This is a genomic window from Amycolatopsis sp. NPDC114505 (genome assembly GCF_055633615.1).
The window spans coordinates 2,834,341-2,857,502 of the sequence record NZ_JBVKDV010000001.1 but is presented as its reverse complement, the minus strand read 5'-3'; the positions used below and the strand labels follow the sequence as shown (position 1 = coordinate 2,857,502).

At 68.6% G+C, this 23,162-nt stretch carries 22 protein-coding genes; 14 read left to right on the top strand and 8 right to left on the bottom strand.

Annotated elements, in window-relative coordinates; genetic code table 11:
* Positions 1–75: 75 nt before the first annotated feature.
* Together ACZ7OU_RS14185 and ACZ7OU_RS14180 are read left to right on the top strand one after the other, a co-directional pair.
* Positions 76–252 carry a hypothetical protein gene (locus tag ACZ7OU_RS14185; RefSeq protein WP_470255310.1) on the top strand — a complete coding sequence of 59 codons (177 nt, stop codon included), beginning with the start codon at positions 76–78 and terminating at the stop codon, positions 250–252.
* A gap of 60 nt (positions 253–312) precedes the next feature.
* Complete coding sequence (locus tag ACZ7OU_RS14180; RefSeq protein ID WP_470255309.1) at positions 313–2,079, top strand: HEXXH motif domain-containing protein; 1,767 nt, start codon at positions 313–315, stop codon at positions 2,077–2,079.
* A 24-nt stretch (positions 2,080–2,103) separates the two neighbouring features.
* On the opposite strand, the gene fxsT is transcribed toward ACZ7OU_RS14180, so the two are convergent.
* From fxsT to ACZ7OU_RS14160, 4 genes are all read right to left on the bottom strand, one after another.
* A complete protein-coding gene (fxsT, locus tag ACZ7OU_RS14175; RefSeq protein WP_470255308.1) occupies positions 2,104–6,492 on the bottom strand; it encodes an FxSxx-COOH system tetratricopeptide repeat protein in 4,389 nt (1,462 codons plus the stop codon).
* Positions 6,489–7,526, bottom strand: a complete 1,038-nt coding sequence (locus ACZ7OU_RS14170) for an AAA family ATPase (protein WP_470255307.1) — start codon at positions 7,524–7,526, stop codon at positions 6,489–6,491. The genes fxsT and ACZ7OU_RS14170 overlap by 4 nt, the downstream gene beginning before the upstream one ends.
* On the bottom strand, positions 7,523–9,019 hold the full coding sequence (locus ACZ7OU_RS14165) for a VMAP-C domain-containing protein (RefSeq protein WP_470255306.1): 1,497 nt from the start codon (positions 9,017–9,019) through the stop codon (positions 7,523–7,525). The genes ACZ7OU_RS14170 and ACZ7OU_RS14165 overlap by 4 nt, the downstream gene beginning before the upstream one ends.
* Positions 9,020–9,215: 196 nt before the next feature.
* Positions 9,216–10,094, bottom strand: coding sequence for an AraC family transcriptional regulator (locus tag ACZ7OU_RS14160; RefSeq protein ID WP_470255305.1), 879 nt, complete (start codon positions 10,092–10,094; stop codon positions 9,216–9,218).
* Between the two features lie 82 nt (positions 10,095–10,176).
* Here ACZ7OU_RS14160 and ACZ7OU_RS14155 point away from each other — a divergent pair, with 82 nt between their 5' ends.
* Positions 10,177–11,091, top strand: a complete 915-nt coding sequence (locus tag ACZ7OU_RS14155; RefSeq protein ID WP_470255304.1) for an MBL fold metallo-hydrolase — start codon at positions 10,177–10,179, stop codon at positions 11,089–11,091.
* Positions 11,092–11,152: 61 nt separating this feature from the next.
* A complete protein-coding gene (locus tag ACZ7OU_RS14150; protein ID WP_470241516.1) occupies positions 11,153–11,428 on the top strand; it encodes a YggT family protein in 276 nt (91 codons plus the stop codon).
* Here the strand turns inward: ACZ7OU_RS14150 and ACZ7OU_RS14145 are convergent.
* Positions 11,425–12,087 (bottom strand): TetR/AcrR family transcriptional regulator, encoded by a 663-nt coding sequence (locus tag ACZ7OU_RS14145; protein ID WP_470241517.1) that lies wholly within the window; start codon positions 12,085–12,087, stop codon positions 11,425–11,427. The genes ACZ7OU_RS14150 and ACZ7OU_RS14145 overlap by 4 nt on opposite strands.
* A 112-nt stretch (positions 12,088–12,199) precedes the next feature.
* On the opposite strand from ACZ7OU_RS14145, the gene ACZ7OU_RS14140 reads away from it, so the two are divergent.
* From ACZ7OU_RS14140 to ACZ7OU_RS14130, 3 genes are all read left to right on the top strand, one after another.
* Positions 12,200–13,390, top strand: coding sequence for an FAD-dependent monooxygenase (locus tag ACZ7OU_RS14140; RefSeq protein WP_470255303.1), 1,191 nt, complete (start codon positions 12,200–12,202; stop codon positions 13,388–13,390).
* Between the two features lie 69 nt (positions 13,391–13,459).
* On the top strand, positions 13,460–14,446 hold the full coding sequence (locus tag ACZ7OU_RS14135; protein ID WP_470255302.1) for an MCE family protein: 987 nt from the start codon (positions 13,460–13,462) through the stop codon (positions 14,444–14,446).
* Positions 14,447–14,468: 22 nt separating this feature from the next.
* On the top strand, positions 14,469–14,819 hold the full coding sequence (locus ACZ7OU_RS14130) for a YciI family protein (protein ID WP_470241520.1): 351 nt from the start codon (positions 14,469–14,471) through the stop codon (positions 14,817–14,819).
* Positions 14,820–14,839: 20 nt separating this feature from the next.
* On the opposite strand, the gene ACZ7OU_RS14125 is transcribed toward ACZ7OU_RS14130, so the two are convergent.
* Both ACZ7OU_RS14125 and ACZ7OU_RS14120 read right to left on the bottom strand, forming a co-directional pair.
* Positions 14,840–15,571 (bottom strand): class I SAM-dependent methyltransferase, encoded by a 732-nt coding sequence (locus ACZ7OU_RS14125; protein ID WP_470255301.1) that lies wholly within the window; start codon positions 15,569–15,571, stop codon positions 14,840–14,842.
* Complete coding sequence (locus tag ACZ7OU_RS14120) at positions 15,571–16,488, bottom strand: proteasome assembly chaperone family protein (protein ID WP_470255300.1); 918 nt, start codon at positions 16,486–16,488, stop codon at positions 15,571–15,573. The genes ACZ7OU_RS14125 and ACZ7OU_RS14120 overlap by 1 nt, the downstream gene beginning before the upstream one ends.
* 271 nt (positions 16,489–16,759) lie before the next feature.
* On the opposite strand from ACZ7OU_RS14120, the gene ACZ7OU_RS14115 reads away from it, so the two are divergent.
* From ACZ7OU_RS14115 to ACZ7OU_RS14085, 7 genes are all read left to right on the top strand, one after another.
* A complete protein-coding gene (locus ACZ7OU_RS14115) occupies positions 16,760–17,272 on the top strand; it encodes a PH domain-containing protein (RefSeq protein ID WP_470255299.1) in 513 nt (170 codons plus the stop codon).
* A gap of 95 nt (positions 17,273–17,367) precedes the next feature.
* On the top strand, positions 17,368–18,828 hold the full coding sequence (locus tag ACZ7OU_RS14110) for a PH domain-containing protein (protein ID WP_470255931.1): 1,461 nt from the start codon (positions 17,368–17,370) through the stop codon (positions 18,826–18,828).
* Positions 18,829–18,907: 79 nt separating this feature from the next.
* The gene (locus tag ACZ7OU_RS14105; RefSeq protein WP_470255298.1) at positions 18,908–19,603 is read left to right on the top strand and encodes a 3-keto-alpha-glucoside-1,2-lyase-like domain-containing protein; all 696 of its coding nucleotides are present in this window, start codon (positions 18,908–18,910) and stop codon (positions 19,601–19,603) included.
* Between the two features lie 120 nt (positions 19,604–19,723).
* Positions 19,724–20,518 (top strand): IclR family transcriptional regulator, encoded by a 795-nt coding sequence (locus ACZ7OU_RS14100; protein WP_470255930.1) that lies wholly within the window; start codon positions 19,724–19,726, stop codon positions 20,516–20,518.
* Between the two features lie 31 nt (positions 20,519–20,549).
* Complete coding sequence (locus ACZ7OU_RS14095) at positions 20,550–21,053, top strand: GNAT family N-acetyltransferase (RefSeq protein ID WP_470255297.1); 504 nt, start codon at positions 20,550–20,552, stop codon at positions 21,051–21,053.
* A 131-nt stretch (positions 21,054–21,184) separates the two neighbouring features.
* The gene (locus tag ACZ7OU_RS14090; protein WP_364363167.1) at positions 21,185–21,382 is read left to right on the top strand and encodes a hypothetical protein; all 198 of its coding nucleotides are present in this window, start codon (positions 21,185–21,187) and stop codon (positions 21,380–21,382) included.
* Positions 21,361–21,798, top strand: coding sequence for a VOC family protein (locus ACZ7OU_RS14085; RefSeq protein ID WP_470255296.1), 438 nt, complete (start codon positions 21,361–21,363; stop codon positions 21,796–21,798). The genes ACZ7OU_RS14090 and ACZ7OU_RS14085 overlap by 22 nt, the downstream gene beginning before the upstream one ends.
* Before the next feature lie 55 nt (positions 21,799–21,853).
* Here ACZ7OU_RS14085 and ACZ7OU_RS14080 read toward each other — a convergent pair whose 3' ends face one another.
* Entirely contained in the window at positions 21,854–23,122 is a 1,269-nt protein-coding gene (locus ACZ7OU_RS14080) for an aminotransferase family protein (protein ID WP_470255295.1), read from the bottom strand.
* Between the last annotated feature and the right edge of the window lie 40 nt (positions 23,123–23,162).

Below are 23,162 nucleotides of genomic sequence, written 5' to 3'. Positions count from 1 at the left end.
ACGGTCGATGGTTTCCGTCGCCTCGTCCGTCAGGCATAATGGAACAACTCGGTCGCGATAGGGAGGCTGGTCGGCGTGAGGTCAACCGATTCGGACGTACGCACGGAATTGCTCGATCTCACCGGGGTTTCCCTCCGGGAACTGCGCACGATCCACGCTCCGTCACTGGACTCCGCGATCAGAAAAATCTTCGACAGCTCGAAACTCGTCGACGTCGACGAAGTTCAAGGACAGGCACAGATCAAGCTGTGAGCCGCGCCTGGGGGCTCCACGATTCACTTCTGGTGGACCGGCGAAAAGGAGACGGACCTGATGCCGGTCGAGCTACCACGGCACCAGTTACCGTGGGCGTCGTTCACCCAGCTTTCCGCTGGGCCGGCGGGAAAGCTCGACGTAGAGCAACTTCGAGCCGGGCAGCTCAGTCGTCGGAAACTCCAATTGAGAGCACTGATCGAACTGCTCGAGGCCGCAGGCCTGCGAGCTGCGTCAACACAAGCTTGGCCCGTCCTCGTCACCGCAGAACGTCGGAATTCCGAAATCGTCGATGAGCTGCTACTGCACCCGTCGGCGGGGGTATGGCTCACCCGGTCACTCCGGAAGCTGTCGGGGGCACCCGTCGACAGCACACCGCTACGGACGGATCTGAACTACCTCGCTTCGCTCACCGGAGCAGCGGCCCTGCGGTGCGGCATCCCGTGCACGATCGATGTCCCGGTCGTACACGGTGTGACCACCCTTCCGACCGTCGGCCAACTGAGGCTTCCGACCGCGTTCCCCGTCGGAAAGGCGGTCCTCGAGACAGCTCCGGACGGGTCCGGCATCCTGCGTGCGCTCGCCGGGAGCGTTTCCGTCGAGTTCGTCTCGTCACTGCCGAGTCCCGGTTTCGTTCCGGTCAACCGCCACTCTGTCGAGTGGCGCAGTGCCCGGCTTTCAGTCGAGATCGACGACCGAGGGCCGTACCGGACCTTTTCGGCGCCGGTCGCGCCACAGCCCTTGAGCCGGCAGGAATACGCCGAATGGACCAAACTGCTCGACGAGGCATGGCAGCTCCTCATCTCGCACTACCCCGGATTCGCCGGCGAGCTGGCCGAAGGAATGGTCACGCTCGTTCCTCTCGAAACCGAAAGCTCCTTCACCGGGGCGTCTTCATCCATCGCCTTCGGCGCGATCGCGATGACCTCGAAGTCTTCCGCGATCGACCTGGCTGAAGCACTCGTTCACGAGCTCCAGCATTCCAAGATGAATGCGCTCCTTGACCTCGTCGATCTGGTCGACCCGGACTTTGAAGGTCTCCTGTACGCACCGTGGCGCGACGATCCACGACCCGCGAGCGGTCTTCTGCACGGAATTTTCGCGTTCTTGACCGCCGTGGAGTTCTGGCACGTCCAGCTCGGCCGAGACGAAGCCGACGTGCGGCACGGCCAGTTCAGCTACGCCTACCGAAGGCAGCAAGTGAGGCAGACGGCCGACGTGCTGCTCGCGTCCGGTGCCCTGACCGATCTCGGCCGGCAGTTCGTGAAGTCCCTGTCCGATCGGCTGGCCTCGGTCGAAGATGCCGGCATTCCAACCGAGGTCGACGAAGCGGTGACTCGGGTGGCAAGCGAGCAGCGAGCCACCTGGCGCCTTCGCCACCTCCACGCGAACGAGAGCTGGGTGACCGCCGCCGCTGAAGCCTGGCTGGCAGGTGCCGAGCCACCACGACCGCCTGCAGCTCCCTCCGAGGTCAGGCCGTGGCGGAGGTCATTGCCCCCGTCTCCGCGCATGGACCTGCTCAGACTGCGCTGCATGGGGCAGCGGGCGCGCCGCCGGGTCCTCTCCGCGGCGGACGTGGCCTACGTGGACGGTGACCTGCGTTCCGCAAGAGCGGCCTACCTCGCGACGATCTTGACAACGCCTCGAGACGACCAAGCGTGGCTCGGCCTTGGCCTCACCATGGGCGCGAGCGGGCAACGGAACGCGCTGCTCACCGCACCCCAGCTGGTGCTCGAGGTCCGTGACCGGCTTCTTGGTCGCGACCAACCGTGCGACCGACCGATCCAGCTGGTGGACTGGCTGGCCACCGTCGTGCCCGCCGACTGACCGGCGGACACGACGGGCACCGGCTCAGAGCTGCATGGTGTCGGTGTCGCAGTTGGCCCGCTCGTTCTTGACAGCCGCGACGACAGCCGGGTGGTCTTCGCCGAGCGCGATTCGCAGCCGCTCCAGAGTGTTCTCGTGCAGGATCGCGGCCTCGTCCTCACGCTGCATGGCTCGCAGATCGATCGACAAGTTCACCGCGATCGCCAATGTGGCGGGATGGTCCTGCCCCAGCACCCGAGTAGACCGCTCCAGGTTGGCGACGTCGAGGTCGTGCGCTTCTTCGATCCGGCCCAAAGCCGCCAGGTCGCTCGCCAGGTTGGTGACGCACACCATCGTAGAAGGATGGTCGTCCCCGAAGACCTGCCGTAGTGACGCGGCCGTCTGCTTGTCGAGTTCGTGGGCTTTCTCGAGACTGCCGATCAACCGCATTGTGATACCGAGGTTGATGGCCGCCACGAGCGTGAACGGGTGCTCGGCACCGTGGGTTTCGACGAACAACCGGTGACTCGACTGGCCGAGATCGAGCGCCCCGGCCAAGTCGCCCAAGTGCCGCAGGTCGGCGGCCATACAAGTCTCCGACGTGATGGTGTCGAGGTGTCGGTCACCGTGCCGACGCCGGTAACGCTCCACGCACTCCTTCGAGAGTTCGTACGCGCCTTCGTGATCCCCTGCCTTACGCCGGGCGACCGCGAGGTTTCGCATCGCGCCGATCGTCCGCGGGTGGTCGGCGCCGACCACCTCACGTTGCCGGTTCAATGTCTGTTCCTGAAGTTCGCACGCCTCGACATACTGACCGCATTCACGCAGGTCCATTGCGAACGCGTTCAGGGTCAGGAACGTGTCCACGTGTTCCTCGCCGAGTACGATCTTCTTGCGTCGCCAGACGTCTTCGTCCAGATCGCGCGCGTCGAAGAACTTACCGACGAGGCGCAACGTGCCGGCCAGGTTGTTACCCGCCGCCAACGTTGCCGGATCTTCCTCGGTGAGGACGCGCTTGGACCGTTCGAAGATGTCCTCGCCCATTTCCAGTTCCCGGTCGAATCGACCCAACGATCGCATGTCCTGACGCACCGTGTTGGCGACGCTGAGGAAGAGTTCGTTGTCCTCCCCCATCGTCTCCTTCACAAGGTCGTACGTGCGCGTGTTCAGCTTCCGCGCCTCTTCCATGCGACCGAGCCGCCACAAAGAAACCCCTTGGAGCCGAGCCATCGCCAACGTGTCGGGATCGGTGTCGCCGAACATGCCTTGCCACTTTTCGAGCGCCTCGCGAGATGTCTCTCGCGCACCCTCGTAGTCGCCGTAACTGACCAGGTAGCGAACGAGGTTGACCATCATCCGACGCACCCACGCGTCGGACTGGCATTCCATCATCCGCGATACCATGGCGTGCGGGAGCAACTCGGAATAGGTCTTCCAGTTGGCCGAGTTCTCCGGGTCGTTCGGGTCGCCGTGTACGAGCAGCACGTGCACCGCATGCCGCAGTTCATTTCGCTCGGCCTCGCGTAGCTGGCTCTTCAATACCGTCTGCACCAGTCGATGCAGCTGAAGAGTGTTGCTCCGGTGATCCAACCGGGCCAAGCTGTAGCGGCTGATCTCTCGGATCGCCAGGTTGAGCTTGATCGGCTGACTGAGCGCCTCGGCGAGTGCGGTCGGCACCGGTGCGCTGCGCACCGCGGTGAATAGATTCCGCGAGATGGGTTCCGGGCCGAAAAAGGCGCAGACCTGGAGCAACTGCAACGCCGCCGGATGCGAGGCTCGGAGCTTCGCCAGCGGCACGTTCCACGCGGCAGCCACGGAACGCTGATAGTCACCGGATTCGAACTCCGTCGTCAGCTCGGCGAGGTTCTGGTCCAGCAGCTGCAGGTATTCGGCCACCGGCATCCCGGTCTGCGCCCGCCAGGCCGCAGCCTGTTCCACGGCCAGGGGCAAGTCACCCAGTGCTTCGGCGAGCACGTCAGCGTCACCATCGGTGATTTCTCCGCCGGCTTTTCGAAGCAGTTCTTTGCTTTCTTGCCGGGTGAAGAGGTCGACCTCGACCGTGCGCGCGACGCCCGACCACTGCGAATTTCGTGAAGTGACGACGATATGGCCGCTCTCGCTCGAAACTGCCGGGAAGAACGGACTGACGACGTCCGGTCGGTCGGCGTTGTCGAACACCAGAAGCCAGCGTGAATACGGTTCGCCCTTACGCAGCGCTTCGAGCACGCCTGGAACTGCCGTATCCGCTGTACCCGGTACCTGCAGGCCAAGGCGTTTGGCCAACTCGACGAGGCTGCTCGAGATCTGCGAGGTCTGCTCGGCGGGAATCCACCAGATAACGTCGTATTCGTTGGCATGCCGGTAGATATATTCGACCACTGTCTGCGATTTGCCCACGCCGCCCATGCCGTGCAAGGCCTCGGGAAGGACCGCGGTCGCACCGCCGGCCTGGACGAGCCGCTTCCGGAGCTGGTCGAGGAGTTCGGTTCGGCCGACGAAGTCGGGGTTGCGCAGCGGAATCGTGCCCCAGATCTGCGGCCGGCTCCGAGTCGTCTGCGCCCCTCCCGGGGCGGTCGGTGCGGGACTGGTCACGGCGTCGTCTCCTCCGGAAGGGGTGGTGGCACCCGCGGATTCCACGGTGTCGGTCGTGGTCAAGTTCGGATCCTCGCTCTGAATTGATACAGAAACGGTGTTACTGCCCACAGTAGGGGATCCGTTGCCGGGACCACCCACCAGCTCACCGTTCCGAGGGATCAGTTCCGCCCGCAGTTTCTTCGCTCGTGGGGCGTATCTTCCGGACAAAGCACGGAAGACTGCCTCTTGGACACGCAGGTACGGGACATTCTGCGGCGACGCTTCGAGCTGTGACGTCGTGTCCGGATCGTCTACAGCGTCACGATAGTTGCGCAACGCCGCTATCCGGGAACCCGCGTACTGTCCCAGAACACGGGCAACCCGGACAGTCGTATCACGCCTTTCACCCGAAAGGAGCTCCGCGCGCACTCCGTCACGGAATTCGAACGTCACTTCCGACGGATCCGACAACGTGCTGGTACGGGAGATCCGCTGGACCAAATCCCCGAGGAGCACTTCGGCCAGCACTGGCAGCCCGGAGCCGGGGAGCAGCACGCTCTGCACCAGCCGCATCAACGGCAGGTTCAACGGCGCCGCTGCGAGGAGCCCGGCCAGTTGGAAAGCCTGCGCGGAGGCGTAAGTTCTGAAGCGGAGCACCCGGGTACGCGGCGTCAACTCCTCGGGGGGCTCGACCGGCGGGCTGGCTGCCAGACGCTTGCGGTGATCACGGTGGGCGAGGACCGCCGTCGTTTCGATCGTGGTCGCCGTCGAGACCAGTTTGGCCCAGTCACCCAACCACGGCTCGGAGAGGTTCAGCACCGGCACGGCGACCGCACCCTCGGCGGCCGCGGGAGCGTCGCCGGGCACCGGTTCCCGGGGCCGCACGCGCAGCCGCCGGTTCGGCATCCCGGGCGCAGTCGCGGACAGGCGGAGCCGGCTCGGCGAAAGGCCGCCCCACGTCCAAAGCCGTTGGGGAAGCACGTTGGCGACTGCGACCGGCATCTGCTCAGACCAACGGGCCAGCATCTCGTGCGCGACGCCGTCGTGCCAGGTGGAGCCGATCGCGTCCGTCAAGACCAAGACGAGCCGACGTCCGGTGGGGTCGGCGAGGTCCCGGGCGCGGTATCGCGCTCCGCCGGGCCCTTCCGCACGCAGCACCGGACCACCGGGCGACGGCTCCGAACTGTCCATCAGATGAACCCGGACATCGCGGAACGCTCCCTGCCTGCGGGCCAGGTTCCGGAATTCGGTGATCGTGTTCTGCCAGATCTCCATCGAGGGAGCGGTGTCCACCACGAGCGACAGCTCAAACTTGTGCCACAGGTCTGGCTGCCACACCGGCAGCCACAGCCCATCGTCGGCGGCCCGGATCGCCGTGGCCTCCTCGTCCAGGACCGTAGCCCACGGCGATGGCGAAGCACGCATGAGCGGACGCAGAGCCCTGGAGACTCTCCGGACGTCCAGCGCCGGGCCGATCGACGTGAGCAGTGGCGCCGAACCCTGACCGTCATCGGCGATGACACCGGTGGCACGGAGGAATCCGGGCTCACCGGCTTCGAAGATCTGCCGCCCCAGCGAGGGCGACTGGTCAGCGCCAGCGAGTTCCGGTTCCGGCTTTGGCGGGTTCGGCTCGGTATTCTCAGCCTGCGGGCCAGGCCTATCCGGTTCCGGAGACTTGCTTTCCGGTGTAACGTTCGGAAGCACCGGCTCCGAATCGACCACCTCTTGGGGCTGCCCGGATAACCACTTGGCACCGAGCCGTTTAGCAAGCCAGAGGGCGTCGCGAGCTTCCCACCAGGTCAGATCCTCACGACTCACAGACGAATGCAGCGAGTCGGAGGACGATTCGTCGGTGGTCATTCTCCCTCCAGCGAGGACAACGGGTGCCAGATCGCCTCGCGGAGTTCTCTCCATTCGTCGCCCGGCTGGTAAGCGCCGGACGTCGCGAGTTCAGCGGCGAGGTGAACGGCGTTCAACAGCTGGTCGGAGGCCAGGCCGCCGACGCGTCGACTGTGCTCGAGGAACTGGTGAATGAGTCTCTGGATGTCCACAACGTCGGTGTCCCCGAACTGCGCCGCCACCATCTGCCCGAGCTGTTCGGAAGTCGGTGGGTGCATTTCCAGGCGCAGGCACCTTCGCAGGAATGCGGGCGGAAACTCTCGTTCGTCATTGCTCGTGATGATGACAATCGGAAAAGCGCGCGGCCGGACCCGGCCGTCTTTGACGACAGCCGACCCGCCTCGGTCTTTCGTGAGAACCACAACTTCCGGCTGCTGCTTGGCAATCCGAACGAGCTCATCGATTTCGTATTCGCCGTCCTCGAAAACGTTGAGCAAGTCGTTCGGTAGGTCAATGTCACTTTTATCGAGCTCGTCGATGAGCAGTACGCGCGGTTTTTCGAATGGCAACAACGCAGTTCCGAGCGGGCCGAGACGGATGTAGTCGCCGATGTCGGACTGTTCTTCGGGGTGTGCGCGCGCCGCTTGCACGCGGCCGATGGCATCGTAGAGATAGAGTCCGTCCTTGAGTTGCGTCCGGCTCGATACCGGCCATTTCATCACCGGACCAAGACCGAGTTCGGTCGCCACCAGATACGCCAAGCTCGATTTTCCCGTTCCCGGACGGCCGGTGACCAGCAGCGGGCGGCGCAGGTAGATAGCCGCGTTGACCATGGCCACCTCGCGTGGGTCGGCAACCCGTGGCTGCAAACGCAACCGGCCGATCCGTCGGCTGCCGTCGCCGTCGTCGTCGACCGGATGGGAGGCCGTGCCCTCGCCGTCGAACCGCCGCCAGGGCGGCGGACTCGGCAGCGAGTCCGGGGCTTCATCGGGAAGTCCCGTTCCGCGGTAGACCCGCCAGTCTCGTGCGTGGTTCGCCGACTCGGCATCCGTCATGCGCTGGGCACCGCCTCCGGGGCTCCCGGCCGCTGTGGCAGGACGATTCGTTCCGGATCGTCGTACAGCAACGCGAGCCGGCTACCGACGTGCGTTCCTTCCGGTCCTTCGGCGAACGCGGACAGCCGAATGAGCCTCAGACGCTCCAGCAGGTGGTGCGAGTCCTCGGCGTGCAGTAGTTCTTTCACAGTGTGGGAAAACTCCTCCGAACGGCAGTCATCTCGATGCCAGACCATGATGGGAAAACCCGCGCGCAGGCCGACCGCGATCTCGTCGCTTTCCGCCGTGAAAGCGTGCGGAGGTGCGCTCAGGACGAATGCCACGAGTTCCGGCCGCGCCTCGAACCGGGAGGTCAGCTCACGCAGGTTCCGCGTCTCGTCGTCAACACTCCAGAACCCGGACTCCAGCGCGATAGGACCTCCGTCGCCGGCTTGGGCCTTCAGTTCCTTCCAGCGAACAAACCAGGCGCGATGCCACTTCCGCAATTTCATCCGCTCCAGGCTGCGCACCCCCAGCGGAAAATGACAGCCGAGCGGCTCCGGCACGAGTGTTTCCACCTCCCACTGCCATTGGTCGACGTCCAAATGGAGCAGGTCGCGGCTGAGGATAAAGTCCAGGCGAATGTCGGGGTCGTAAGGCGCCCAGTCACTCTCCACCTTTTCGGCCAACACCGCCACCTCATACTTGATCTCTTCGAAACCGCCGATGTAGTCCGTCCCGTGTTCCGGGAACCAACCTTCGGAAACGTCGAGCTGGCGCCAGTGGGACAGGCGGTACTGGTCGCCGGTCGGTCCCTCGGGCTGGAGCAGGAGAACGAGGTACGCCTCGGACCGAAGTGCCGGCGATTCGGCCGGTCGGGCTACGCCCTTGATCCGGTCACCGAACGCTTCCATCTCTGCTGTCAGGTTCATGCGGCCGGCCATGTTCTTCACCCATTCGCGGACCTCTGCCGCGAGGTCGAACCGCAGTCGAGCTGCGACGCGCTCGACGAACATCAAGCTCTTGGGCAGACCGTCCGAGCCCGAGTTCATCGTGTCCAGCAGAAGGAACGCGTCTTCCAGCGAGGCTTCGGGCGGCAACTGCGGTGCACCGTCGCCGCCGACCAAACCGTAGATATCGGCGACGTTCGGAACCGTCACCCCGGACAGCAAGCTGAACAGTTGCCGACGTTCTTCGGGCGACCACGTCTCCAGGGTCGTCATGTCGACGATGATCCGGCGGACCGCGGCCATCGCGATGGTCCCCGGCTCGAATTGTTCCAGGACGTCCAGCAAGGCGTTGAGCCCACGTGCCCGCTGCCGGCAAGCTTCAACGATGGCGAACAAGTGCATGTTGGTCTGCGCGTATTCGGTAACCGCCAACGAGTATCCCAGTTTGTCGGAAAGGCCCTGGAGCACAAGTTGCCTGCCGTTGAGATCAACCAGACACGAGACCCGGCGCAAAGCTTCGACGAGTGGCCACAGGACACCTCCGTCCGGCGTCTCACCCGCCATGGCAAGCCCTCCGCCTCCCCGTGGGACAGACCAACCATGGTAGCGATGTCAGGTTACGAAGTCGCTCCTACCTTCCAAGGTATTCACTAGAACCTTTGTTTTCGCACGATAGAAGCAACGCGAAGATCGTTTTCCCTCCGTGGCGTCAGCCGGACCAGTCCTCCAGACTGCACCATGTCGAGGTCGTCCGGAACCCCTAGTTCCGTACCGCGCTCCGGTAGCTTCCCGGTGCGGTGCCGAACTGGCGCTTGAACGCGTGCGAGAACGCGAAAGGCGAGCCATAGCCGACCTTCGACGCGATCGACGGCAGCGGCAGATCCGTGTCCTGCAACAGCCCCGCCGCCGTCGTCAAGCGCCACCACGTCAAGTACGCCATCGGTGGCTGGCCGGTCAGCGCCGTGAACCGGCGGGCGAGCGTCGCGCGGGACAGGCCCACCCGGGACGCCAGATCCTCGATGCGCCACGGTGCCGAGGGATTCGCGTGCAGAGCCTCCAGCGCCGCCGCTATCGACCGGTCGTGCAACGCCTGGGGCCAGCCCGCGTCCGGGTTTTCCGCCAGCCACGCGCGGATCAGGTAGACCAGCAACAGATCCAGCAGCCCCGTCAGGACCGTCGCCGAGCCTGGACGGTGGGACGTCACCTCCGCGCCGAGCAGGTCGATCGCCGCCCGGAGTTCCGGAGAACCGCCGACCTGGGCCGGGATGTGCACCACCTCCGGCAGGCTCGCCAGCACCGGATGGCGGCGCGTCCGGGACAGGCGGTACTTGCCGCACAGGAACTCCGTTCGACCGGCCGGCTCGGGGACCGCCGTCTCGAACGGGACCGCGCCCGACGCGTCCGGCCGCGATGACAGCGTGTGCTCGCTGCCGTGCGGGACCAGGACCACGTCGCCCGCGCCCAGGGGCACCGGCTCGCCCGCCGGCGGGATCAGCCAGCCGCTGCCGCGCAGCAGCACGTGGAAGCCCGCGCCCTCGTACGGCGCGAAGCGGTAGCACCACTCGTCGCCGGCGCGCAGCCGGTTCGACGTCGGCTGCCCGATCCGCACCGCCGCGATCGCGTCGCTCAGGAGGTCCACGAACGCAACTATAAGACGTTCGCGCATCAAAGTGAGCAACCAGAGCATTGAAAAGCTCAGAAGGCAGGCCGACAGTGGATACATGCACATCGGTGACGTCGAAGTCGTGAAGGTCCTCGAGTGGCAGGGCGAGATCGCCCCCGCGCGGACCATCGTCCCCAGCCCGCCCGAGCTCTGGCAGGACAACGCCGACTGGCTCGCGCCCGATCACTGGAACCCGGACACCGGCGGCTACCGCGGCACGGTCCAGACGTGGGTACTGCGCAGCGAGGGCCGGGTCATCCTGATCGACACCGGCGTCGGCAACGACCGGGACCGCCCGCAGATCCCGCTGTTCGACCACCTGGCCACGGACTTCCTCGACCGCCTCGCCGATGCCGGCGTCCGGCCCGGAGACGTCGACGTCGTCGTCAACACCCACATCCACTACGACCACGTCGGTTGGAACACCTTTCTGCGCAACGGTGATTGGGTGCCGGCCTTCCCCAATGCCACCTACCTGATCCCCCGCGCCGACCAGGTGTACTTCGACCCGCGCAACGCCCACCGACGCCCCGCCCCACGCACCGAGCACGACCAGGTGCGCCGCGAAGGCAGCCTGCTCGTCTACGCCGACAGCATCGCCCCCGTGCTCGGGAAAGCCGTGCTGTGGGAGGGAAACCACCGCATCGACCGCAACCTCACCCTCGAACCCGCGCCCGGCCACACGCCCGGCTCGTCCGTCGTGCGGCTGGCCTCCGGCGGGGACCGCGCCGTGTTCGTCGGCGATCTGCTGCACAGCCCCGTGCAGATCCTCGAACCCCGGCACAGCAGCTGTTTCTGCGAAGACGAACAGCAGGCCGCCGTCACCCGGCGCCGGGTCCTCGAACGGGCCGCGGACCACCGCGAGCTCGTGATCCCCGCGCACTTCGCCGGTCCCGGCGCCGCCGAAGTCGAGCGCGACGGCGGCCGGTTCGCCATCCGCCGCTGGGCGGGCGATCCTGTCGAAAACCTGTGAACCGGACGGAACCGGCACTCCCCGCACCTCCCGCGCGTTGTCAGGAGGACAAGGAGGAACCATGGGTGCACTAGGGACACTGCTCGGCTTCGCGCTGAGCCTGTACCTGCTCGTGCTGATCGCGCGGATGGTGCTGGACTGGGTCGGGGTGCTGGCCGACAGCCCGCCGTGGACGCGGCGGGCCCGGAGCCTGGCCTACTCGGCCACCGAGCCGGTCATCGGGCCGGTGCGGCGCGTCGTGCGGCCGGTGCGGATCGGCGGGATCTCGCTCGACCTCGCCTTCACGCTGGTCTTCATCGGGGTGATCGTGCTGCGGGGGATCGTCTTCGCGCTCTAAAGACTGCCGCGGAAGCCCGGCGAAAGGCGGTCGATGCCGCGCTCCAGCTCGGTGCGGACGCCGCGCAGGTCGATGCCGTCGGGGTCGATCAGCGCCTGCATCGAGATGCCGCGCAGCTGCGCCAGCAGCGCGGACGCGTACGCATCCGCGTCGCGGACGCCGGCGATGGTCCCGTCCGCGACGCCGCTGGCCAGGGTCTGGGCGATGGCGAACCGGAACCGGCGGTCGGCCTCGGTCAGCGCGCCGCGCAGGGCCGAGTACTCCGCCGCCGCGTCGCCCCAGAGGGCCAGGAAGGCCTGGTTGAGCGTCGGCATCGTGCGGATCAGCTCGAAGATGATGTCGACCAGCGCGCGCAGCATGTCCATCGGCGTCGCGGTGGCCGAGCCGGTCCGGGCCGCGACGGCCTCGCTGTAGGAGTTGGTGAACTCCTCGACGGCGTACTCGACCAGCCGCTTCCCGAGGCCGTCCTTGTCGCCGAAGTGCTGGAAGATGACGGCCCGCGCGTAGCCCGACCGGGCGCAGACGGCCCCGATCTTCAGCCGCCCGAACCCCTCGTCGGCGATGAGGTGCGCGGCGGCGTTCAAAATGCGCGCCTCGACGGCGGCATCTTCGCCGTCCTGCGGGATCCGGTCTGCGGCGGAGCGGTCCACGGGCGTCATGCTAGCCACTCGAACCGGACACCACCGGCCGAACGGTCAGCGGATCGTGCGAGAACCGTCAGCGGCGGGCCGCACTCTCGGGTCATCACCACCGACCCGAGAGGAACCTCCGATGACCGCCAAGACCGTGCTCGTGTCCGGGGCCAGCATCGCCGGCCCGTCCGCGGCCTACTGGCTGCGCCGCCACGGCTACCGCGTGACCGTCGTCGAGACCGCGCCCGCCCTGCGGCCCGGCGGGCAGGCCGTCGACTTCCGCGGCGAGCAGGTGAAGCTCCTGAAGGCCATGGGCGTCCTCGACGACATCCGGCGGTTCGAGACCGCGATGGGCGACCAGACCGTGCTCGGCCTCGACGCGAAACCCCAGCTGACGGTGCCCGGCGCCGCCTGGAGCGGGGAGGTCGAGATCCTGCGCGGCGACCTCGCGCGGATCCTCTACGACCACACCAAGGCGTACACCGAGTACGTCTTCGGCGACAGAGTCACGAGCCTGACCGAGACCGGCGACGGCGTCGACGTCACCTTCCGCCACGGCGCGCCGCGCCGGTTCGACCTCGTCGTCGGGGCCGACGGCGTGCACTCCGGGGTGCGGGCCGCCGCCTTCGGTCCCGAGTCGGACTTCCGGCGTGACCTCGGGTTCGGCATCGCCGGGTTCACCGCGCCCAACCACCTCGGCCTCGACCACACCAGCGTGATGTACAACGAGCCCGGCCGCGGCCTGACCGTGGGCAGCCACCGGCTGCCGGACAAGCTGCACGTCAACCTGGTCTTCGCGGCCGACGGCGTCGAGTTCCGCCGTCGCACCCCCGACGAGCAGCGCGCCCTGGTCGCGCAGCTCTTCGCCGACACCGGCTGGGAGACGCCGAAGCTGCTCCAGTCACTGCCGGGGGCGGACGACCTGTACGTCGACTCGATCAGCCAGATCCACCTCGACCGCTGGTCGAAGGGCCGGGTCGTGCTGCTCGGCGACGCCGCGTGGTGCGCCGGGCCCGGCGGGTCCGGCACCGGGCTCGCGATGATGGGCGCCCAGGTGCTGGCCGGCGAGCTCGCGGCGGCCGGCGGCGACCACGTGACGGCGTTCGCGAAATACGAGGAGCGCCTCCGCAAGCCGGCCACGGTCGGGCAGAAGAACGGCAAGGGCTCGGGCAACTTCCTCGCCCCGCGCACCGTCGCGAAGATCCGCAGCCGCAACCGCGCCTACAAGATGATCAGCACGCGGCTGTTCGGCCGGGTGTTCACCTGGATGACCGATCGCGCCGCCAACGCGGTCGAATATCGTGAGTACCCCGCGCTCACCTCCGCCTGAACCGACGATCTTCGTCTCATCGGGGGACTCGGCTGGCGACCCGGCGTGGCGTACGTCACTCTTGACGCCATGTCAATACGCCGGGCCGCCGACGCCCCGGTCAAGACGGCGCTCGCCGGCCTGACCGTGCTGGCCCTGGGCGTGTTCGCCGCGCTCAACGCGCGCTCGCTGCCCATCATCGGCGACGGCACGACCTACTCCGCGGAGTTCAGCGAGGCGGCCGGCCTGTTCGTGGGCAACGACGTCCGCATCGCCGGCGTCGAGGTCGGCCGCGTCTCGGACGTCAAGCTGCGCGGCGACCACGTGCTGGTCTCCTTCCGGGTCAAGGGCGCGTGGCTCGGCGACACGACGGGCGCGGCGATCCGGCTCAAAACCGTTCTGGGCCAGAAGTTCCTCGCGCTCGACCCGCGGGGCGACGGGACGCTCGACCCGGGACAGCCGATCCCGCGGTCCCGCACCAGCGTTCCCTACGACGTCCTCGCGGCGTTCGGGAAGCTTTCGTCCACTGTGGACAGCATCGACACCACCCAGCTCGCGAAGAGCTTCGACACCCTGTCGGCGACGCTCGCGAACACCCCGCAGAGCGTCCGGGCCGCGCTCAGCGGGCTGTCGCGGCTGTCGGACACGCTCGCTTCGCGCGACCAGCAGCTCGCCACCCTCTTGGGCAACACGCGCGTCGTTTCGCAGACGCTCGTCGACCGCGACGCCGCCGTGCGGCAGCTCCTGGCCGACGGGAACCTGCTGCTGTCCGAGGTCAGCGACCGCGAGCAGGCGATCAGCTCCCTGCTCGACGGCTCGCGGCAGCTCGCCACCGAGCTGTCCGGGCTGGTCAGCGACAACGACGCGCAGCTCGGCCCGCTGCTCACCCAGCTCGACCAGCTGACGTCGATGCTGCAGCGCAACCAGGACGCGCTCGCCGCCGGCATCAAGGGGTTCGCGCCACTGGTCCGGCTGGCCGTCAACCTCACCGGGAACGGCCGGTGGGTCGACGGCTACCTGTGCGGGCTGATCCTGCCGTCGTTCGGCCCGGTGAACGAAGGCGGCTGCCACGGCTGAGCCTGCGTGGCATGCTGACGCCGTGCGATACCTGCTCCTGTTGTGCGGTGACGAGTCCGCGGGCGCGGCGGCCGGCCCCGAGATGGCGCGGCGCTGCCACGATTGGGCCGCCGAGGCCGAACGGCGTGGCGTCCGGCAGGGCGGCACGGGCCTGCACCCGCCCGCCGAGGCGAAGACGATCCGCGTGCGGGACGGCGAAGTCCTGCTGACCGACGGCCCGTTCGCCGAGACCAAGGAGCAGGTCGGCGGCTACAACATCCTCGAAGGCGCGGACCGGTCGACGGTCCTCGACGTCGCGTCGCGGCACCCGTGGGCCGAGTTCGGCACGCTGGAGCTGCGCGAAATCCTCGACGGGCCGCCTGCGGCTTCGTGATCTCGGGGCGGTCCCTCGGCTCACCTCACGATGAGCCGGAACCCCGCGTCCCACTCCGTCCGGTCCAGCAGCTCGGCGTGCTCCTCGTGCCAGCGCCCGGACTCGAGATCGGCGCGCAATCGGGCGATTCCCCGGAGCACCGCCTCGGGCGACGTCTGCGCGAGTGCCGAACACGACCGCCGCACCGCCGGGTCCAGGTAGGCCTCCGGACGGCGCCAGTGAGCCGGGAACACGCCGTCCGTGAAGTCCCACGGCACCGGCAGCTCGACGACCGAAGCCGCGCCCAGGAAATCCGCGATCTCCGGCGCCGACGGACGGGACGACTCCAGCGAAGCGACCTCCGGCACGTACTCCCGCACGAGCCAGAAGTCGTTGTGCAGCGCGGTGTCGTAGGCCAGGACGACCTGACGGCGGGAGACCCGGCGCAGTTCCTCGATGCCGCGACGCCAGTCCGGCCAGTGGTGCACGGTCAACACGGCCAGCGTCGCGTCGAACGCGCCGTCGGCGAACGGCAGCGCCTCCGCGACCGCCCGCACCGCCGGCGCCGCTCCGGGCGGCCGTTGCCGGATCATCTCGGCCGCCGGCTCGACCGCCGTGACCCGGCGCCCGGGTGGCTCGTAGGACCCCGTCCCGGAGCCGACGTCGAGCACGGAACCCGCGTCACCGAGCGCGTCGAGCACCGGCGTCAGCCACCGCGGGTCGGTGCGCCTCCCCAGTGAATAGCCGACGCCGATCTCGTCGTAGCGCGTCATCAGCGCTCGGGTCCGTCGCCACCGTTCTGCTCGGCCAGGAACCGCTCGAACTGGGACCCGAGCTCCTCAGCGGTCGGCATGTGCTCGACCGACTCCGCGAGCAGCGAGCCGCGCTCGGACGCCTCGATGAACGTGTCGTACTGCCGCTCCAGCGCGCGGACGACGTCGGCGACCTCGTCGGACTCCGCGACCTGGCGGTTGATCTCGGCGTCGGCCAGCTCCGCCGCCGAGCGCAGCTCGCCCTCGGCCAGGCTCAGCCCGGTCGAACGGCCCAGCGCGTCGAGCACGACGAGCGACGACGCCGGGTACGTCGACTGCGCCAGGTAGTGCGGCACGTGCGCGGCGAACCCGACGGCGTCGTGGCCCCACTCGCCGAGCCGGTACTCCAGCAGGGCAGCCAGGCTGCCCGGCACCTGCAGCCGGTTCGGCAGCGGCTGGTGCTCGCCGACCAGGTCCTTGCGGGTCGCGTGCGCGGTGACGCCGAGCGGGCGGGTGTGCGGCGCGCCCATCGGGATGCCGTGGAAGCCGGCCGTGAGCCGGACGCCCCAGCGCTCGACCAGGTTCCGGACCGCGCGGCAGAACCGCTCCCAGTCGTGGTCGGGCTCGGGGCCGGACAGCAGCAGGAACGGCGTGCCGTCGGCGTCGTGCAGCAGGTGCACGACCAGCTCCGGCGCGTCGTAGTCCTCCCAGTGGTCCACGGCGTAGGTCATCGTCGGGCGGCGCGAGCGGTAGTCGATGAGCCGGTCGACGTCGAAGCGCGCGACCACCCGGTGCTCTCCGCCGAGCAGGTGCTCGGCCAGCAGACGCCCCGCCGAACCGGCGTCCATGAACCCTTCGAAGTGGTGCATCAGCACCGCCCCGGTCAGGTCGGGGACGTCCGAGTCCACCTCGTACAGGTCGTCGGGATCGAGTCCCACCGGGTCCTCCTGCTAGCCGACACGTATGTGAATCCTTCAAGCACAACACACCCCGACGGCGAATCCATTCCTCCGACGGTGTGGCCGATCGTAACGGCACGCGATCGAGGACGGACCGAATCGCCATCGGTGAAGATTATTCAGCCGTCGGCCGCCGCATGACATCCGAGCTGGCCGCCGGCCTGTGAGCGGGGCGCGGCGGCCTAACCAGAATAAACTTCAGTGACACATGTCGTGGGCACGCAAGGCGCCGATCGGGCACGCTTGACCTGTGAGCGAACACAGCACGAACACGGCGGCACTGCGGCTGCGCCCGCCCGCGCACCAGGTCAGCCGCCGGGCCATCGGCTACTGGACGGCGACCGCCGCGCTCCTCTGGATCGTGCTGATCGGGGTGCAGACCGTCATCGTCGTGACCAGCGACGACCCACCGGCGTTCCTCGACGTCACGCTGGTGATCTCGTGCGTGCTCGCCCCGCTGCACCTCATCGTGATGCCGCAGTGGCGCTACCGCGTGCACCGGTGGGAAGTCACCGGCGAGGCCGTCTACACGCAGGCCGGCTGGCTGAAGCAGGAGTGGCGGATCGCGCCGGTGTCGCGGATCCAGACCGTCGACATCGAGCGCGACCCCTTCGAGCAGCTCTTCGGGCTGGCGAAGATCACCGTGACGACGGCGTCCGCGGCCGGCCCGTTGCGCATCGCGGGCCTGGCGCACGACCGCGCGCTGGAGCTGGCCGACGAGCTCACGAAGAAGACCCAGGCGGTCCGGGGCGACGCGACGTGACCCCCGCCGACGCACTCTCCCCCGCGGCCGAAGCGGCCGTGACCCCACCCGCCGAGGGGAAGCCGGAGGCGCCGTGGCACCGCCTCGACCGGCGCATGCTGCTCATCCGGCCGGTGCTGGACCTGGTGCGGTCGCTGCCGGTGCTGCTGGGCGCGCTGCTCGTCGGCCAGGGCGAACCGTGGCAGTGGATCGGCCTGATCTTCACCGCGATAGCCGTGTTCACCGGCGTCTCGCACGTGCTGACCTCGCGCTACCGGATCACCGAGACGCAGGTCGAGTGGCACACCGGGCTGCTGCTGCGCAAGCAGCGGGCCATCCCCCGCGACCGGATCCGCACGGTCGACGTCACCTCCGAGCCGAAGCACCGGCTGTTCAAGCTGGCGGCCGCGCGGATCGGCACCGGGCGGCACTCGGGCGGCAAGGGGCCGGGCAAGGACGAGCTCGTCCTCGACGCCGTCACGATCGCGGAGGCTCAGCGACTGCGGACACTGCTCTTACATCGTAAGGCGGTGGCCCCCTCCGAGGAGGCCACCGCCCAGCCGGAGCAGCTGGTGGCCGCCGTCGACAAGAAGTGGCTGCGGTACGCGCCGTTCACGCTGTCCGGCCTGGCGGTCGTCGGCGCCGCCGTCGGCACCGTTTACCACTTCGCGCACGAACTGCACTTCGACCCGGTCCAGTTCTCGCTGGTCCAGACGGTCGTCGGACACTTCGCCGACACTCCGGCGTGGGTCAGCCTGGTGCTCGCCGCCGCCGGCCTGCTGGTGCTCGTCTCGCTGCTGTCGATCGGCGGGTACGTGCTGTCGTTCTGGAACTTCCGCCTCACCCGCGAACCCGCCGGCACGCTGCACATCCGGCGCGGCCTGATCACGACGCGCTCGGTGTCGATCGAGGAGGACCGCCTGCGGGGCGTGGAAATCCGCGAGCCGCTGCCGCTGCGGCTGGCCGGCGGCGCCCGCTGCGTCGCCATCGCCGGCGGCCTGCGCGAGGGCAAGGGCGCCGACAAGAGCGGCGGGCTGCTGCTCCCGCCCGCGCCGCTCGCGAAAGCGCACGAGGTCGTCGCGGAGGTGCTCGGTGAGGACCCGGCCGCGACGCCGCTGGTGCGCCACCCGCGCCGGGCGCTGTACCGGCGGCTCTCCCGCGCCGTCGTCGGCGTACTGCTGCTCGCCGCGGCGCTGTACGGCCTGGCGTGGCTCGGCGCGCTGCCGGACTGGCCGTGGCAGGCCGCGCTCGTGCTGCTGCCGTTCGCCGCGCTCGTCGGCTGGGACCGCTACCGCGGCCTCGGGCACGCCTTGACCGGCCGCTACCTGGTGACGCGCTCGGGTTCGCTGGACCGCGGCACCGCGGCGGTCCGCTGCGACGGGATGACCGGCATCGTCGTCGAGCGCTCGTACTTCCAGCGCCGGGCCGGGCTGGTCACGATCATCGCGCCGGTCGCCGCGGGCAAGGGCCGCTACCGCGTGCTCGACGTCGGCGAGTCCGCCGGGCTCGCGCTCGCCGACCAGGCGGTTCCCGGGCTGCTGACGCCGTTCCTGACCGATCAGCGGGATCGCGGTTGACGCCTCACCCGCACCACTCGTAGCGTGAAATCCGCCGTCCGAACGCAATGCCCATCGCATTCGTCGAGAGGACGGCATGATGTTGAAGAAGCTCCTTGGCGTGCTCGCCGCGGGGATCGTCGTGGCCTCGGGGTTCGCCCCGGCCGCGCAGGCGGCGGACAACCCGTACGGCGACCCGAACCTCGTCCCGATGTTCAACGGCACCGATTTGAGCGCTTGGACATCGTCCAAGTCAGGCCTGTGGTCGGCGAAGAACGGCGTCGTCCACGGCAATGGCACCGCGCGCGGCTGGTTGTACTACAACAAAGCGCAGGTCGGCACTTTTCGGTGGATATTCAATGTCCGGCAGGTCAAGGGCAACCACAAACCGACCGTGCTGATCTGGGGCACCACCGACCCGATCCGCGACGCGCTGAGCGCCATCCAGTTCCAGCCGCCGAACGGTGGCCACTGGGACTACCGGCCGGGCCACAACGACGGCGGCGGCAAACTGTTCACGCAGCTGCCGCACACCACGATCGACATCAAGAAGTGGGCCCAGTGCGAGCTGATCGGCGACGCGGCCACCGGCGTGGCCCGGATGGCCTGCTGCCCGCTCACCGGGACGGCCGCGACCTGCAAGGGCACCGAAGTCCTGCGGTTCACCGACAAGACCGCCGGGCGCACCGGTCCGCTCGCGCTGCAGGTGCACAACTCCGGGATCCAGGACGAGTACCGCGGCCTCTACGTCGAGTCACCGGTGGTGACGAAACCGGGCGAGTTCCTCACGCTCTGACTCGCGGTTTTCCCGAGTGGCGGACCGTCGGTCGAATGCTGGCCTTCGTTTAACACAACGTGCTAATTTATTCACCCCGTGTGATAGCGAAGGTCGTTTTTGTCTCACCGAGAGGTCATGATGACGCCTGCCGTCAGTGCCGCCAGTGCCGTTGACGGTTCCGCCACCACCGAACCGCGCCGAACCCCCGGTGCCAGCAGTTCCCGGAAGGTCCTCCAGCTGCTGCTCGCCTTTTCCGAGTCCCGCTGGGAGGCCAGCGTCGCCGAGCTCGCCGCGACGATCGGCACCCCGGTCGCGACGACGTACCGCTACGTCGCGCTCCTCAAGGAGCTGCAGCTCCTCGAGGAGGGCCGGGCCGGGCACTACCACCTCACGAGCCAGGTCATGCCGCTCGCGCGCGCCGCGCAGCTGGCGAACGACCTCGTGCGGCTGGCCAAGCCGTCGATGGAGGAGGCCGCGCGGGAGCTCGGCGAGACCGTGATGCTCTTCCAGCAGTTCGGCGACGCCGCCGTGTGCGCGGACCGCGTCGAGTGCGACCGCGCCATGCGGTTCACGTTCGAGCCGGGGCATTCGCTGCCGCTCGGCCTCGGCGCGTCCGGGAAGATGCTGCTCGCGCTCCTGCCGGAGATCGAGCGCGACCGGCGGCTGGCGCCGATCATCGAGCAGCGCGGCACCTTCGTGCGTGACGAGCTCAAGCACGCGCTGGAGAACCGGTTTTCGGTCAGCTCCGGGGAAATCGACGAAGGTGTCTGGGCGTGCTCGGTGCCGGTGCAGGCCTACGGGCGGCGGCCGACCGTGCTGAGCCTGGCCGGTCCGGCCGCGCGGATCACCGACGGGGCCCGGCGCACCGCGATCACTGCCCTGCAGGGGTACGCGACCCGAATCCAGCGCACGATCTCGTCTTATTCGCTGTGAAAATCCCCGCCGGACGCGTACGAATGCCTTCGTGATCCGGCTCGCGCGCCCCGACGACCTGCCCGCGCTGATCGACGTCGAGCGCGAGGCGGGCAGTCTGTTCCGCGCCCTTGACATGGCCGCGATCGCCGACGACGACCCGGGTTCGCCCGCCGAGCTGGCGGAGTACCAGTCCGACGGCCGCGCCTGGGTGAGCGTGGACGACGCCGACCGGCCGGTGGCGTACCTGATCGCCGAGGTCGTCGACGGGCACGCGCACGTCGAGCAGGTCTCGGTGCGGCCCTCGCACGCGCGGCGGGGGCTCGGCAGCGCGTTGATCGAGACGCTCGCCGAGTGGGCGGTCGCGCGCGGGTTGCCGGCGCTGACGCTCACGACGTTCGCGGCCGTGCCGTGGAACGCGCCGTACTACGAGCGGCTGCGATTCCGGGTGCTGGCGGACGCGGAAATCGGCGCCGGGCTGCGCGCGATCCGCCGCGCGGAGGCCGCCCGCGGTCTGGACGCCTGGCCACGCGTCGCGATGATCCGAACACTCTGACCTGCTGTTTTGCCTTTTTCTCCCCTGGCCGGGGGATGTACTGGCGCGTCGGGTCGAACATGTGTTCTACTGTGCTCGCCGGCCTCGGAGGGGGAAGCTCCTGGGCCGGCCCACAGACTTCGGAGGTTGTCATGGCGGTCAAGATCACCCACCTGACGAACGGCCAGCAGGTGCGGTTCGCCAACGCCGACGGCGCCCGCCGCTACGCCGAGATCATGGGCGGCGGCGTCGACAAGTGGCGCTTCACGGTCGTGCCCGAGGACTCGATGCTCCGGAAAATGTCGGACTCGGTCGTTAACGTGCCGGTATGGCGCATGACTTCCAGGTAGTGGTGGATACGGCCGACCCGCACGTGCTCGCCGACTGGTGGGCCGAGACGCTCGGCTGGCCCGTGGAACCGACCGACGCGGACTTCATCCGCGAGATGATCGCGAAGGGGTACGCGAAGGAGGAGGAAACCCGCACGTACAACGGCTCACTGGTGTGGAGAGCCGGGGCGGCGATCCGCCATCCGGACTCGCCACCCGACGGTCCACCCCGGCGGGTCCTGTTCCAGGAGGTCCCGGAGCCGAAGACGGTGAAGAACCGGCTCCACATCGACGTGTGGGTCGGCGCGGACAACGTCGAGGCGACGCTGGAGAAGCTGACGTCCCGCGGGGCGAAGTTCCTGCACCGGGGGCGTCAGGGCCCGCACAGCTGGGTCACGATGGCGGACCCGGAGGGCAACGAGTTCTGCATTTCTTGAGCGTGAACGGCTCTTTCCTGCGGTCGGAGGACAGGAAAGAGCCGTTCACCGCGCGTCAAGCCTGGGCAGCCAAGCGGTCCAGGGCCTTCGGCAGTGCCGAAGCCAGCAGATCCAGCTCCGTCTCCCCCGCGATCAGCGGCGGCGACACCGCGACACCGCGCCCGAGGTTCCGCACGATCACGCCCTCGTCCCGGCACGCGCGCTGCAGCTTCACCGGGGCGCCCGGGTCGGCGTCCATGACCTCTGCCGTCAGCTCGACCGCCGCGAGGAAGCCCAGTCCCGCCCGGACTTCCGCGACCAGCGGGTGGCCGGCGACCCCGGACACCGCGTCGGCCAAGGGTTTCTCCAGCTCGCGGCCGCGGGGGATCAGGCCGTCGCGCTCGTAGATGTCGAGCGTCGCCAGGCCCGCCGCGCAGGCCACCGGGTGACCCGCGTACGTCGCGCCGTGGCGGAAGATCGGGGCGCCCGGTGCTCCCGTGAAGAACGGCTCCGCCACCCGCGGGGCCACCACCAGCGCACCCAGCGGGATCGTGCCGCCGGTGATGCCCTTCGCCGTCGTGATCATGTCCGGCTCCACCGCCCAGCGGTCGATGCCGAACCACGTCCCGAGCCGCCCCCAGGCCGCGATCACGCAGTCCGCGACGAACAGCACGTCGTGACGGCGGCAGATCGCGGCGACCTCCTCGAGGTAGCCCTCCGGCGGGAGCAGCACGCCACCCGCGCCGATCACCGGCTCGCAGAAGAAGGCCGCCACCTTGGCCGCGCCGACGCGGGAAATCTCGGCCTCCAGCGCCGAAGCGCTGTCGAACGGCACGTGCGAGAACTCCGGCGGCTGCGGCCCGACACCGGCCGCGTTGGCCGGGATGCCGCCGACGGCCGTGCCGAAGCCGTGCGTGCCGTGGTAGCCCTGCGTCCGCCCGATGACGTGCGCTTTCTCCGGCCGCCCGGTCTGCGCGAAGTACGCCCGCGCGAGCTTGACGGCGGTGTCGATGACGTCCCCGCCGCCCGACCCGAAGAACACCTTCGACCCCGGCGTCGGCGCCAGCGCGGCGACGCGGTCGGCCAGCTCGATCGCCGGCTCGTTCGCGTTGTAGCCGAACAGGTTGTACGAGTCGAGCTTCCGGAGCTGCTGTCCGACGGCCTCGGTGATCTCGGGCCGCCCGTGGCCGAAGTTCGCGTACCAGAGCGACGCGGTGGCGTCGAAGTACCGACGGCCGGCGTCGTCCCAGACGTAGGAACCCTCGCCGCGGGTGATGACCATCCGGTCGCCGTCGACCGCACCCATGTCGGCGAACGGGTGCCAAAGGGCGTGCTGTGCTGACATCGGTCCTCCTCAGTCCTCCCCCATCCCTACCAGGGCGAAG

Excerpts from the sequence above, each read along its gene's own strand:
- ACZ7OU_RS14145 (WP_470241517.1), bottom strand. The coding sequence starts at position 12,087 with ATGACGCCCGTGGACCGCTCCGCCGCAGACCGGATCCCGCAGGACGGC.
- ACZ7OU_RS14085 (WP_470255296.1), top strand. The coding sequence starts at position 21,361 with ATGGCGCATGACTTCCAGGTAGTGGTGGATACGGCCGACCCGCACGTG.
- ACZ7OU_RS14150 (WP_470241516.1), top strand. The coding sequence starts at position 11,153 with ATGGGTGCACTAGGGACACTGCTCGGCTTCGCGCTGAGCCTGTACCTG.
- fxsT (WP_470255308.1), bottom strand. The coding sequence starts at position 6,492 with ATGACCACCGACGAATCGTCCTCCGACTCGCTGCATTCGTCTGTGAGT.
- ACZ7OU_RS14125 (WP_470255301.1), bottom strand. The coding sequence starts at position 15,571 with ATGACGCGCTACGACGAGATCGGCGTCGGCTATTCACTGGGGAGGCGC.
- ACZ7OU_RS14180 (WP_470255309.1), top strand. The coding sequence starts at position 313 with ATGCCGGTCGAGCTACCACGGCACCAGTTACCGTGGGCGTCGTTCACC.
- ACZ7OU_RS14080 (WP_470255295.1), bottom strand. The coding sequence starts at position 23,122 with ATGTCAGCACAGCACGCCCTTTGGCACCCGTTCGCCGACATGGGTGCG.
- ACZ7OU_RS14100 (WP_470255930.1), top strand. The coding sequence starts at position 19,724 with ATGACGCCTGCCGTCAGTGCCGCCAGTGCCGTTGACGGTTCCGCCACC.
- ACZ7OU_RS14135 (WP_470255302.1), top strand. The coding sequence starts at position 13,460 with ATGTCAATACGCCGGGCCGCCGACGCCCCGGTCAAGACGGCGCTCGCC.
- ACZ7OU_RS14090 (WP_364363167.1), top strand. The coding sequence starts at position 21,185 with ATGGCGGTCAAGATCACCCACCTGACGAACGGCCAGCAGGTGCGGTTC.
- ACZ7OU_RS14110 (WP_470255931.1), top strand. The coding sequence starts at position 17,368 with ATGCTGCTCATCCGGCCGGTGCTGGACCTGGTGCGGTCGCTGCCGGTG.
- ACZ7OU_RS14165 (WP_470255306.1), bottom strand. The coding sequence starts at position 9,019 with ATGGCGGGTGAGACGCCGGACGGAGGTGTCCTGTGGCCACTCGTCGAA.
- ACZ7OU_RS14105 (WP_470255298.1), top strand. The coding sequence starts at position 18,908 with ATGTTGAAGAAGCTCCTTGGCGTGCTCGCCGCGGGGATCGTCGTGGCC.
- ACZ7OU_RS14155 (WP_470255304.1), top strand. The coding sequence starts at position 10,177 with ATGCACATCGGTGACGTCGAAGTCGTGAAGGTCCTCGAGTGGCAGGGC.
- ACZ7OU_RS14140 (WP_470255303.1), top strand. The coding sequence starts at position 12,200 with ATGACCGCCAAGACCGTGCTCGTGTCCGGGGCCAGCATCGCCGGCCCG.
- ACZ7OU_RS14170 (WP_470255307.1), bottom strand. The coding sequence starts at position 7,526 with ATGACGGATGCCGAGTCGGCGAACCACGCACGAGACTGGCGGGTCTAC.